Raw genomic sequence first — 13,507 nt, 5'->3', positions numbered from 1 at the left:
TTACGTGTATTCCTAAAAATAGATGTCCAAATTGAATACAATTTATTCGATTTGATATCTATTTTTATGTATTGCAAAAATATGAAAGGACTTATTATTTTTAAAAATAAAAAGATATATATTGGTGGGGTACAAGTTTAATACTTTTACAGCAGAAGCATTGCAAGTGGAAACGAAAAAGAAACAACTCAAACAGTAGATTATCAATCATAGAAACGTAGGAGGATATATATGATAAAACCAGTCGTAGACGTAAAAAACATTCGAAAAGTGTACGGTGAAAAAGGTGAGAATGAATCACACGCATTAAAAGGTGTTTCATATTCGATTCAAGAGGGGGAGTTTGTAGGGATTATGGGGCCATCTGGTTCTGGCAAAACAACATTATTAAATGTAATTTCGACTCTTGATAAAGCGACAGATGGCGTTATTGAAATTGCAGGAACGGATATTACGAAAATGAAGCAAGGTGAGGTTTCTGATTTCCGTTCGCAAAAATTAGGATTCATTTTCCAAGACTTTAACTTATTAGAGAATTTATCTATTTACGAAAACATTGCACTTCCATTATCTCTTCAAGGTGTCCCATCACGCAAAATTGGGCCGAAAGTAGAGAAGGTAGCTGATATGTTAGGAATCTCAGCAATACTTCAAAAGTATCCGTCTGAAGTATCTGGTGGACAAAAGCAACGTTCCGCAGCAGCACGTGCTTTAGTGCATGAGCCTGCAATTATTTTAGGGGACGAGCCAACAGGAGCTCTTGATTCTAAAAATGCAACGAGTTTACTTAATGCGATGACAAACTTAAATAAAGAACAAGGCGTATCGATTATGATGGTTACGCATGATCCATACAGTGCAAGTTACTGTCAGCGTATTTTATTCATTCAAGATGGTGAGTTATATAAAGAAATTCATCGTGGTGGTAAACGTGAAGAGTTTTATAAAGAAATTTTAGACGTGCTTGCAGATTTAGGCGCACAAAAAGCGTAAGAAAGGAGGTTTGGACATGTTATTTAAACTTTCCATGTCAGGGTTAAAAAGTAAGTTGCAAGATTATATTGTATTACTTATTGGTCTTATTGTATCTATTTCAACTTTTTATATGTTTCAAACGCTATCACTAAATAAAGCGTTCCTTGAATCCAATGCAAACGTTGGTCCTATTGTATTAATATTTCAAATAGGTTCCTCTTTATTAGCGATTGTAACATTTTTTTACATTATGTATGCAAACTATTTCTTATTATCTCTTCGCCAAAAAGAGTTCGGTATGTATATGATGTTAGGAGCAAAAAAGTATAAAGTTACATTACTAATGTTCCTTGAAACAATTATATTAGGTGCGGCGTCACTTGTGATTGGGATTACAATTGGTGTAGCACTTGCTGAAGGTATCGGACAGTTATTAATGAAACAATTGGAGTTAACTGGAGAAGGTTACCAAGCTTTCTATATTCCATCTATGGTCGTTACTTGCATCTTCTTCTTTGCATTATTTGTACTATCAGCAAGTATGAATAGTATTAAATTGTCACGTATTTCTGTATTACAACTTGTACATGCAGATGCACAAACAGAGCGTGTCGCGGTAAAAGGAAAAATGACAGTTGTAGTTGCCTTACTTGGTCTGATTTTGTTAAGTATTGGTTATGCTTCACTGCTTTATATCCCACAGGCAAAAAATCTAGGAACCGTTCCTACATTAATGGCCCTTGGATTAATCTCAGCAACTGTTAGTACTTACATGTTGTTTGGAGCGCTTCTCCCAGTTATGATAAAAAAAATAAAAAGTAATAAAAAGCGTAGTGAAAAAGGACTTAATGCTTTTACCTTTGCTCAATTAAACTTCCGCATTAATGGCCTAACAAATGTGCTTGCGACGGTAGCGATCTTAGTGGCTCTTGGAGCAGGTGGGATTGCGTGTGGTATGGCTTTTAAAAACAACGTTTTAAAGCAGACTGATAAAGTAGAAATTTATGATTCAGTAGTTCATAATACAACAACTGAAGAAAAGAAAATTTTGAGTAGTATCGTATTTCAAGATAAGCTTGAATATCGCTACAAAGTAGATGATAAGTATGTTTATTATATAAAAGAAGAGCTAGAGAATAATCGACCTTTAGTAAAAGATAGAAAAAATGAGAAGATAATAACAGTTTCAGAGGATATCCCCCTGGATGCATTTGCATTGTCAAGACAATGGGTTAAAAATGATGGGAAACCAAAACAATGGAGCGACGCTTTTGAAACAATCCAGCCCAATTATATATATCCTGATCATAAAATAAAAATTGTAGATCAAAACATATACGATAGTATGAAAGGTAAAGAAAATACTGTTTTTATTGGTAAAACAGATGTTTTTGGAGCATACGTAAAAGAGTGGAAAAAAATTGATGAATTACAGGTAGTTAAATATAAAAATGTGAAAGTGGAAGAACTGGATAGTAAGTATCAAACATATAAGGCGAATCAAAATTTTTCCAGCGGATTAATGTTTATGGGGTTCTTCGTTGCAATCGCGTTTTTAGCAATGATGGCCAGTTGCTTAATGTTTAAAATACTATCTGGTGCATCTAAAGATAGTATACGTTATCAAATGCTTCGTAAAATTGGTGTTCGCCGGGAATTATTAACACGATCGATTTATAAGGAGTTATTCTTCATATTTCTAGTCCCAGCAATTATCGGTATTGCTCACATATTAGTTGGTATGAACATGTTTGGGCCTCTATTAATTGATCCGTATTTTCGAATTTGGTTACCAATTGTTATTTTCATAGTCATTTACTCGATTTACTACTGGATTACAGTTCAATTATATAAAAGAATTGTACTTCCGAAAGAAGGTTAATGTAATCATGTTATGTATACTAACTATCAACATAGTTCGCCCTCGTTATGATCTAATGAAAAAATACGATGTAAGCAAAATAGTAAGTGAATTTGAGATACAAATATGCAGCAATGAGCGGCAGAAAGCGTAAGGAAGAAGTAAATACAAGTAGGGGGGATTTCATTTATAACTTACAAGAAGATATGTATAAGCAATTAAAAGAGAAAAATACTATTCTTTCTATATCTTAATAATGAAGGGGCCAGATAGCATCGTTCCTATATTGAGTACTACTTTAACCTCATTTGTAGGAACGATTGCACTATCCCTTACAATAACTACCTTGTATTCATGGTATCTATTGTAGTTATTATTTCAAATTAGGCCTGCACCAAAAAAGTGTTAATAAACATAAAACTTGTACACCTTATTCATCATAAGGATTATCGTTTTAGAAAAGGAGTGTATCTTGAAAAGATTTTTAAAGTTAATTTTAATTTTATTAGTAATATTTATAGGAATTATGTTGGGAAGCATAATTTTAAATAAAACATATCATACTGAGTTTAAGTCTTTGGATAACACAGATCAAAACATGTTAAAAGAATTATCTACTATTTATAAGAGCTTCGAAGAATCGAGTGATAAACTTTGGAATGAAGATTATCGCTTCGAAAAAATGCCATTGGTTCTGATACGTAGTAATAAAGACGGGGGATTCTTTAGACAAGAAGCTTATGCAGTTAATGTAACGGGACTAGAAAATAGTATTTTTGCAAAAGAGATAAAGGTCTCGAATTCTCTGCATCTACCTAAAGTCTATCGATTAACTCGTTTGGATTTTAGAACAATTTCTACCTGGATTCCTTGGAACTTTGGGACAATAAAAATGAACGATATGGATGTGTTTTATTTAAAGTATTATCCTAAAATGTTTAGTAATCCAGATTTATATTTTGATTTTTCTTCTTTCTTATTGCATGAAGCTTTTCATGCATATAAACAAAAAGATTGGAAATTTGATGCAAATGGTGGAGAGTTTATTCATGAATATCCGATTAATAAAGAAAATTACGCGCTAATGGGATTAGAATTTAAGCTATTAGATAAAGCGATGATTGATACGAACCCAGAAAGTATTAATAAGGTATTATATGATTGGACAATTGTACGTAACTATCGCGTGAAAAAATGGCCTCAATTAATTGGAGAAACAAAAACGGAAGCGATAGAAGGTTCAGCACGATACTTAGAGTATCGTTATAGTAAGTTAACTGGTGGAAATCTTATGGTACTTGCAAAGAAACAGAAGCCATATCATGTTACTTTTATGGAGGCGTTCAACTTTATTGCTAATGGACAGGCAGAATCTCCAAAGTTTTTAGAACGGAATATGAAATATGAGACTGGTTCAGCGCTTGAATTAAGCATGGATAAAGCAAATATACCATGGAAAGAAGCTATTGAAGATAGTGCAATCAAACAAGGAAAGACACCATATGAAGTATTAAATATGTACTTTAATATAAATAATACAAACACAATTGAAAATAAAATTAAAGAAATTAAAGAGAATAATGACTATGAAACACTTTTAGAAAAAGGAGAAAAACTGGTGAAAATAAGTAACAAGTAAAAAATGAGATTTGAAAAATAATGGTGTAATAAAAATTAATTAAAATAAGGATTCATAAAGCAATTATTTGTTATTAAAAGTTAAACTTTATGAAGAAAAAATATTAATTGTAAATGGATCTTAAGAAAATTGTAAGACGTTATCTTTTATACTGATTATATTATTTTTGTTCTTTCAATTACAGGTTTACAAAAGGGCGTATAAAAATGTACCACTTGCTTATGCTTTTAGTTGTTCAATATGAGAAAATTGTGGAGGAATTAAATGGAGTCAAAAATTCTTATTGTTGATGATGATAAAGAGATTAGAAATCTTATCTCTGTATATTTGGAAAATGAAGGTCTGAAAACTCAAAAGGCTGAAGATGCTATTGAAGCGTTAGAACTGTTAGAAGAAAAGCGATTCGATCTTATTATTTTGGATGTTATGATGCCAGATATGGATGGTATTGAAGCGTGTATGAAGATTAGGGAAGAAAGAAATATGCCTATTATCATGCTTTCTGCAAAATCAGAGGATATAGACAAAATTCAGGGTTTAGCCTCTGGTGCCGATGATTATTTATCAAAACCGTTTAATCCGTTGGAGTTAATCGCTAGAGTAAAATCCCAATTAAGGAGGTTTAAAAAGTATAATACAAATACAGATAATGATAAAAGTATACTAGAAATTGGTGATTTGACCATAAATACAGATACACGTCAAGTATGGATAAGAGGTACGGAAGTAAGGCTAACTCCAAAAGAGTTTGATATACTCGAACTACTTGCTCGTAACAAAGGGATTGTTCTGAGTGTTGCAAAAATATATGAAGCAGTTTGGAAAGAGGTTTTTTATAAATCGGATAATACCGTCATGGTACATATTACAAAAATAAGAGACAAAATTGAAGAAGATTCTAAACATCCAATTTATATTAAAACTGTTTGGGGGATTGGGTACAAAATATGAAGAAGGTTAGGTTTAGAAATAAGATAATTATAAAACTTCTTGGTGCTGTTGCAGTTAGTTTTTTTGTTTCGTTTGGTTTAACAATCCTCACTTTTATATATATCATAATTCCATTAACTCTAAATCACTATCTTGATAATCTTAGTGCATTTGAAAATAATATGCTTACATTTCTTATATTCGCGTTAGCAATCTTTACTTTTATAATCATTTTTTTAATATTGGTTCGAAAGAAAATAGTATATTTGAAGCTCATTTCTGATAATGTGAATGATATTGCCAATGGAAAACTGGGTTTGACAATTGAGATCGAGGGAAAAGACGAATTGACTCAACTTGCTCAAAATATTAATTACATGTCCAAGGAATTGGAGAATACATTTGAGCAGGAAAGACGATTGGAACGTACAAAAAATGAACTCATAACCAACGTATCTCATGACTTACGCACACCATTGACATCTATTATCGGTTATGTAGATTTATTAAAAAGAGGGCAATACGACAGTAAAGCACAATTACAGGAATATCTCGAAACCACTTATTTAAAATCACAGAGATTGAAATATCTAATTGATGAACTATTTGAGTACACCCGTTTATCAGACAACGATGCCAAGTTAAACTTTAATGAAGTTGATTTATCGGGTTTGTTGGAGCAAATAGTTGGGGAATACACTCCTATATTCGAAAAGGAAAGTTTAATTGTTCAAAAATCAATAACGGAAGAAACAATACCTATTTTTATGGATGTAGAAAAAATGGTACGTGTTTATGAAAATCTGTTTATGAATGCGATAAAGTACAGCATGAAGCCATCCAAATTATTAATATGTCTTGAAGTAATTGATAATAAGGCAATTTTGAAAGTATCAAATAAAGCTGAGAAACCACCTGTTAGCGATCCAAATAAATTATTTGAGAGATTTTTCAGAGGCGATAAGGCAAGAAAAGATAATCAAGGAAATGGACTGGGACTCGCTATCTCAAAAAGAATTGTTGAACTTCATAATGGTAATATACATGCAGAATATAAAGAAGGTTGGATATCTTTTATTGTTGAACATCCGATCATATAGAATGGCTTATGGAATGAAAAGTTCCATAAGCCTTTTTTAAAACTTAAGAAACTATTTAAGTTAATAATTCAAATAGGTCATTCATAGTAGACATGATACTAACAAGTTAATTTATTATTTTTATAAAGTAATTAATAGAATGAGAGGGGAAGTTCAATGATATGAATAATGGAAGAGACGATAGTAAGTTTAGCAACCAGTGTGCTTCGAAATTTAATCGGGACACACTGGTTTTATTTTTTATAAATGTGGAACAAATGTATTACTTATATTGTCTATTAAGTGTAATCCTAATAAATATGAAAGTACGAATCATTTTGAAAAATACAAAGGTATTAAAAAGAGGGATATGTGTGGGAATACTAAGTGTCAGTGTGCCTAATAGGGTGGGATGAGATGTTTTATATGAAAGTCGTCCTAATGTCATATATGTATATAGAATTTGATAACACTGTCTATTTTTGAAGGATTATGTTAGAATAACGCTTTTTTGAGTACAAAGATATTGGAGGTAAGAGAATTGAAAGGTATGTTTTACAAAAAAATCATTGTAATAGTAACAGTGCTTACAATATTTTGTAGCATAGTTGTTACATCTGGAAGAGCAACAGCAGAAACAGTTTCTGCTATAGATGTAGAAGCAGGATCGGCAATTTTAGTAGAAGCAAATTCCGGGAAAATTTTATATGAAAAAAATGCAGATGAATCATTAGCAATTGCTAGTATGACAAAAATGATGAGTGAATATTTAGTCCATGAAGCGGTGGATAAAGGAAAACTTAAATGGGATCAAAAAGTTAAAATCTCTGAATATGCATATAAGATTTCGCAAGATCGCTCATTATCAAACGTTCCATTAGAAAATGGTGGCTCTTATACAGTAAAAGAGTTATATGAGGCAATGGCAATTTACTCTGCGAACGGTGCGACAATTGCTTTAGTTGAAGAAATTGCTGGAAAAGAAGCCGATTTCGTGAAAATGATGAATGATAAGTCAAAAGAGTTTGGAATGAAAAATTATAAATTTGTAAACTCTACAGGCTTAACGAACTATGATTTAAAAGGACATCACCCAGAAGGGACAACTCCAGACGAGAAAAATAAAATGTCCGCAAGAGATTGTGCGATTTTAGCACAACGTCTGATTCAAGATTTTCCGAAAATGTTAGATACTGCAAAAATCCCTAAAAAAACATTCCAACAGGGTGGTAAGTATCCAATTGATATGACGAACTTTAACTGGATGTTAAAAGGTTTAATTAAGCAATACGAAGGTGTAGATGGGTTAAAAACAGGAACTACCCCAGAAGCTGGTGATTGTTTCACTGGTACAGTAGAAAGAAACGGTATGCGTCTAATATCTGTAGTGATAAAAGCAAACTCTCATGCAGCACGTTTTGATGAAACGAAGAAATTATATGATTACGGATTTGCAAATTTCGAAGTGAAGAAGGCCTATGGAAAAGACTCAGTAGTAAAAGGGCATGAAACAGTGAGAGTAGCAAATGCAAAAGACAAAGATGTAGTAGTTCAAACGAAGCAAGTTGTTTCACTTCCGATACCAAAGAACAACAAAGACGTATATAAAAAAGAATTTAAAGTATTGAATGAAGAACAAGAAGCACCTATTAAAAAAGGTGTAACAATTAGTAAAATGATTATCTCGCCTAAAGATAGTACAGATCCTGGGTTCTTATTAGGTAAATCATTACAAGTAGACCTTGTAACAAAATCTGATATAGAACAAGCAAATTGGTTTACACGTTTTATGCGTAACATCGGATCTTTTTTTAGCGGTATGTGGGATAGTGCGGTTGATATAGTAAAAAGCTAAGTTTATAGGGTGAAACTAAATATTAATCTAAAAAAAAGAGTTTCGAAGTTTTATCCCGCTTTAATGGGCAGTAAGACCCCCACCTCAAAATTTAGCGAAAGCAAAGAATTTAGGTAGGGGATCAACTGCCCATGAAAGTCCGATTGGTTCAACTAATAATCAGTGGGGGATGAAGAAACCCCCCTGATTAAAGTTTCACTTTATAAATTTTTATGTAGATAGTTTGGAATGGAAGATGGTATTAATTTTCAAATTGGATCCTTCGGAATTTTTCTTATTGTAATCAAGTTAAGATAAATTTATATCTATAAAAACAAAAAACGCTATTCTTTTTGTAGAAATATACAGAAAGGATGGCGTTTATTATGTGTTTTTTGATTCAAAGCATTCTAGTACAAAGTTAGTTTAATAAAGTTACATGAAGAAAAAACATTCATTTTTTCATCAAATGACAATAAAAAATGAATATCCGGTACTTATTTCTGTAATTAGATTTTATAAAAATTTAATAAAATCTTTTCTTTGTATTAAATATTTTGTTTTAAATTATTTATATAAGGAAATGGAGACCAGAAAACAGATGCATAGATTGACTTTGAACTGTTTATATCTGGGATCTAGATAGACATTATGTACAATTCTCCCACTACACTAGTATAGTGGCCTTTATGAACAGCAAAATCTACAATTTACAAGGAGAACATTTTATGAGTAAGAGAATAAAAGAATTAGATTCTATACGAGGGTTAGCGGCACTTACTGTGGTATTTGGACATTTTTGTTTAATGCTACCATCGTTGCCTAATTCTATTAAATTTTCCCCGCTTAGGTTTTTATGGGCGGGTGGGGAAGCTGTTATCGTTTTTTATGTACTAAGTGGTTTTGTGTTATCTATGGCACTTTATCATTCAAAAACAAATTATTGGGGATATTTAATTAAGAGATTTGTAAGAATCTATATTCCTTATTATTTTTGGATAATCGTTACCTTTGTTTTATTTATTTTATTTTCGTCGTATGAAGTGGTAGGACTACGGGATTGGTTCTATGATAGGTGGCAAGGGTCTATAACAAAATTAGATATTCTAAACCACTTTGTGCTTGTTAATAATTTTTTTACGGAAAATTATAATCCAGTTATTTGGTCATTAGCTCAAGAAATGCGTATATCTATTGTGTTTCCTTTATTATTCCTTCTTTTTTATAAACTGAATTGGAAGAAAACGATACTATTTGCTTTGAGCTTTTCTTTCATTAGTGTTTTTCTTAATATGTTGCATATTGGGAAAGCTGAAGGATTTTATAATGGTTATGCTGATACACTGCATTTTACATCTATGTTTATGGTTGGAATGTTACTTTTTAAGTATCAGGAAAAACTTATCTACTCATATAGGAATATGAAAAAATTTAAAAAAGGATTTCTTATTGCATTAGGGATTATTTTATATTTATATTCCATTTTAATTTATGGTATTTCCCGTAATGATACTACTTTCTTATTAAAAGATTGGGGTGTCGTAATGGGGGTTAGTATATTTATTATAATGGCTATGAGTAACCTAAAAGTAAAAGCATTTTTAAATAAGAGTGTATTTGTATATTTAGGAGAAATTTCATACAGTATCTATTTGTGTCATTTTCCAATCATGATGGTACTATTTAAACTTTTGTATACAAAGATACCTATCTTTTTCCTTCTTACTTTGTGCATTGCAATGACACTACTTTTTTCTATAATTTCGTATCATTTAATCGAAAAGAAATGTATAAACTGGGCAAAACAAAAAACAACCAATTTTTTGAAAAAAGTATGATTCATAGAGAGACTTTATTTCTTTAGTAAATATACGAATATGACCGATTCTTAAGTATACTTAGGAATCGGCCAATTTTGGATTCTAAATGTAAATATAATAAAGTGGAATATAATTGAAATCGAAAACCACTTAGAAATAACAATTACGGTGTGAGCTATTGTATAGTATAGATATGGTTAATAATAAAGGGGGACTACATATGTGGAAGCGATTTGTATCGATTGGTGATAGTTTTACAGAGGGCATAGGGGATGAAGTTGAGGGAATAGAGTTAAAAAGCTGGGTAGATCATTTTGTTCAACTTTGTGTAAATGATATAGAATATGCTAATTTTGCAAAGCGTGGGTTAGTAACGAAAGAAATTCGCTCACAGCAATTGGAAAAGGCATTAACGTTTAATCCAGATTTGGTTAGTATAATTGCAGGTGCAAACGATGTTTTAAAAGGACGTTGGGATCATCAAGAATATAAGAACGATATGGAATTTATGATAGATACATTAAGTAAAACAGATGCTGATATCATTATAGCGAACCTTCCAGATTTTACAGTTCGGCTTCCATTTTCTTCTGAAAAAAAACAAATGTTAAAAGGACAATTATTAGAGGCAAACGAAGTTATACTTTCACTGAGTAAAGAGTATAAGCTTCATCATGTTGACTTTTGGAATCATCAATTAGTTAATGATAATTCGCTTTGGTCTACGGATTTAATTCATCCAAACTCAAAAGGATATGTAAAAGTTGCTGAATTAATTCATAGTAGTTTACCTGTACATGACTCTTCTAAATAAGCTTATAGAGTGAACGAATCCCCAGTCGCATACAGCACAGGGGTTTTGATCCGAAATAGAAGGATATACAGCGTCTATAAATTAAACTTTAATTAATTCTTTTTTATTGTATACACTTTGTTATTTTTTGTTGAAGGACCCTTAGAATAAGGGTCCTTTTTTGTATTAAATATCTACAAAAGGGAGAAGAGCGGGGAACCTCAACAAAAGGATAGTTTAAATAATAGTGTTAAATTGATCCGCTACTTTTGTATGTAGGAATTTTAAAATCTTCTCTTTCGAATGTAACTTGATCATAAATTAAATTTTTTTGTAAATGTGGAACAATTTCATTACTTACACTGTCTATTAAGCGTTACAACATTTTTTATTTAATAAATCAAGAAAGGAATAAACATTTTTAACTAAGGGAGAAGATTGAATTGAAAAAATTATGGATGCTGCTTTTCTTTTGTTTTGCAGTTATATTAGTAGGATGTAATAAAAACGAACCGCCAAAACAAGCATTTGAAGAATATATCAATTTATGGAATGATAGAAAATTTGCAAATATGTATGATCATTTATCAGAACATGCCAAAAAAACAATTTCTAAAAAGGAATTCACAGAGAAATATCAAAAAATTTATGAAGGTATTGGCGTTAAGAATTTAAAGGTTAAAACGAAAGCAGAGAATGCTAAAGATAAAGAAGTTTTTCTTTTTGAAGTTAAGATGGATACGGATGGAGGAAAAGCTTCATTTATCCATGAAGCAAAACTTGTGAAAGAAAAAGAATCTTGGAAAATAGAATGGACACCAGATTTCATTTTTCCAGGTATGAAAAAAGATTACAAAGTACGTATGCAAATAGAACAAGGAAAACGTGGAGAAATATATGATCGAAATGGGAAAGGTCTTGCAACGAATGGTAAAGCGAGTGAGGTTGGAATTATTCCGGAGAAGCTAGGTGAAACGGCAGCGCAAACAAAAGAAACAGTAGCACAATTACTTGATATGTCTACAGAAGAAGTCGATCAGAAACTTACAGCGAAATGGATAAAACCAGACTCCTTTGTACCAATTGGTATTTTAAAAGAGGGAACTAGACAGAATGATTATATTGAATTAGAAGGAGTTTCATCTCGCCCAGTAAATATTCGGACGTATTCATTAGGAGAAGCGGCGGCACACTTAACTGGTTATATAGGAAAGGTGAATGCAGAGGAGTTAAAATCGCTTCAAAAAAAAGGTTATCAAGCTGATGATTTAATAGGTAAGACAGGTTTAGAGAAAGTATTAGAGAATAAATTGCGTGGCGAAAAAGGTGGACGCGTATTTATAGAAGATGAGAGTGGGAAAGAGATTAAAAACGTAGCAAAAAAAGAAGCGAAAGCAGGGGAAAATGTTACGTTAACAATTGATGCTGCAATTCAAGAAAAAATCTTTAATGAGATGAAAAATGAAGCAGGATCTAGTGCAGCGGTCAATCCTAAAACGGGTGAAACTATTGCACTTGTAAGTAGCCCTGCTTATAATCCAAATACAATAGTTAGAGGAGCATCAAAAGCCCAACGAGAAGCATGGAATAACGACTCGAAACTACCAATGATGAATCGTTTCACACAAGCATTTGTACCAGGTTCCGTATTTAAAACGATTACTGGTGCAATTGGTTTGGAAACAAACACTATAAACCCTAAGGAAGAATTTAAAATTCAAGGATTAAAGTGGACAAAAGATTCATCTTGGGGAAATTATTATGTAACACGTGTGAAGGAAGCTAGTCCAATTGATTTTGATAAGGCAATGAAATACTCTGATAATATTTATTTTGCTCAGCAAGCTTTAAAGATGGGAAAAGATCAGTATGTAAATGAATTTAAGAAATACGGATTTCATGAAAAATTACCAATCGAATACGCATTTCCTATTTCAATCATTGCAAGAGATGGGATAAAAAATGATATTCAACTAGCAGACACAGGTTACGGACAAGGACAAGTATTAATGACACCACTTCATTTAGCATTAACATATGCACCGATTGTGAATGAAGGGAATATTCCGTCGCCTCATCTTTTAAAAGAAGCAAAAGTAGCGGGGAATTGGAAAGAAAATGTGGTTTCTAAAAAGAATCAAGAGATATTAAAGAGCGCATTAATAAAAGTCATTAATGACCCTGATGGCGCGGGGAGAATTGCTAAGGTTGATGGTATAACTCTTGCTGGTAAAACCGGTACAGCAGAACTGAAGGAGTCGAAAGAAGCAGACGGAAAAGAGCTTGGATGGTTTGCAGCTTTTGATGCAAATGCGCCCGATATGATTGTTACCATGATGATCGAAGATGTAAAAGGAAGAGGGGGGAGTAACGTTCCAGGTGAAAAAATAAAACATGTTTTTCAGAAATAATAAGTAACTATAAGGTGAAATTTTTTACTACATTCATTGTTTGCTTAACACGGAGGTGTAAAGTGAGCAATACAAAGAACAATTAAGTTTCGAAAAAGCATTCTCCTTAATCGAGAATGCTTTTTTGTTGTGGCTGAATAAAGATGATAACCCATCTTTGTTTTC

The 13,507-nt window shown here is 31.9% G+C and carries 9 protein-coding genes; all 9 read left to right on the top strand.

Annotation, left to right across the window (positions count from 1 at the left end):
* The first annotated feature begins 231 nt into the window (after positions 1-231).
* The 9 genes from MR113_RS06990 (at position 232) to MR113_RS06950 (ending at position 13,342) form a co-directional block, all read left to right on the top strand.
* Positions 232-993 (top strand): ABC transporter ATP-binding protein, encoded by a 762-nt coding sequence (locus MR113_RS06990; RefSeq protein WP_242252776.1) that lies wholly within the window; start codon positions 232-234, stop codon positions 991-993.
* A gap of 16 nt (positions 994-1,009) precedes the next feature.
* The gene (locus MR113_RS06985) at positions 1,010-2,857 is read left to right on the top strand and encodes an ABC transporter permease (RefSeq protein ID WP_242252775.1); all 1,848 of its coding nucleotides are present in this window, start codon (positions 1,010-1,012) and stop codon (positions 2,855-2,857) included.
* 451 nt (positions 2,858-3,308) lie between these two features.
* On the top strand, positions 3,309-4,475 hold the full coding sequence (locus tag MR113_RS06980; protein ID WP_242252772.1) for a hypothetical protein: 1,167 nt from the start codon (positions 3,309-3,311) through the stop codon (positions 4,473-4,475).
* A 264-nt stretch (positions 4,476-4,739) separates the two neighbouring features.
* Positions 4,740-5,426, top strand: a complete 687-nt coding sequence (locus tag MR113_RS06975) for a response regulator transcription factor (RefSeq protein ID WP_242252771.1) — start codon at positions 4,740-4,742, stop codon at positions 5,424-5,426.
* Positions 5,423-6,505: a HAMP domain-containing sensor histidine kinase gene (locus MR113_RS06970; protein WP_242252768.1), complete on the top strand. Its 1,083-nt coding sequence runs from the start codon at positions 5,423-5,425 to the stop codon at positions 6,503-6,505. The genes MR113_RS06975 and MR113_RS06970 overlap by 4 nt, the downstream gene beginning before the upstream one ends.
* A 520-nt stretch (positions 6,506-7,025) precedes the next feature.
* Positions 7,026-8,339 carry a D-alanyl-D-alanine carboxypeptidase family protein gene (locus MR113_RS06965; protein WP_270732807.1) on the top strand — a complete coding sequence of 438 codons (1,314 nt, stop codon included), beginning with the start codon at positions 7,026-7,028 and terminating at the stop codon, positions 8,337-8,339.
* Positions 8,340-9,007: 668 nt separating this feature from the next.
* Entirely contained in the window at positions 9,008-10,156 is a 1,149-nt protein-coding gene (locus MR113_RS06960; protein ID WP_098324318.1) for an acyltransferase family protein, read from the top strand.
* Between the two features lie 202 nt (positions 10,157-10,358).
* Positions 10,359-10,952, top strand: a complete 594-nt coding sequence (locus tag MR113_RS06955; RefSeq protein WP_242252766.1) for an SGNH/GDSL hydrolase family protein — start codon at positions 10,359-10,361, stop codon at positions 10,950-10,952.
* 422 nt (positions 10,953-11,374) lie between these two features.
* Entirely contained in the window at positions 11,375-13,342 is a 1,968-nt protein-coding gene (locus tag MR113_RS06950) for a penicillin-binding transpeptidase domain-containing protein (protein WP_242252765.1), read from the top strand.
* Positions 13,343-13,507 lie beyond the last annotated feature (165 nt).

The organism is Bacillus cereus group sp. BfR-BA-01379, from assembly GCF_022663605.1.
GTDB lineage: Bacteria > Bacillota > Bacilli > Bacillales > Bacillaceae_G > Bacillus_A > Bacillus_A mobilis.
Note: the sequence above shows the minus strand (reverse complement) of the source record. Positions and strands in the feature narration are given on the sequence as shown.

Coding starts and splice junctions, on each gene's coding strand:
- MR113_RS06960 (WP_098324318.1), top strand. CDS start 9,008: ATGAACAGCAAAATCTACAATTTACAAGGAGAACATTTTATGAGTAAG.
- MR113_RS06975 (WP_242252771.1), top strand. CDS start 4,740: ATGGAGTCAAAAATTCTTATTGTTGATGATGATAAAGAGATTAGAAAT.
- MR113_RS06970 (WP_242252768.1), top strand. CDS start 5,423: ATGAAGAAGGTTAGGTTTAGAAATAAGATAATTATAAAACTTCTTGGT.
- MR113_RS06985 (WP_242252775.1), top strand. CDS start 1,010: ATGTTATTTAAACTTTCCATGTCAGGGTTAAAAAGTAAGTTGCAAGAT.
- MR113_RS06955 (WP_242252766.1), top strand. CDS start 10,359: ATGTGGAAGCGATTTGTATCGATTGGTGATAGTTTTACAGAGGGCATA.
- MR113_RS06990 (WP_242252776.1), top strand. CDS start 232: ATGATAAAACCAGTCGTAGACGTAAAAAACATTCGAAAAGTGTACGGT.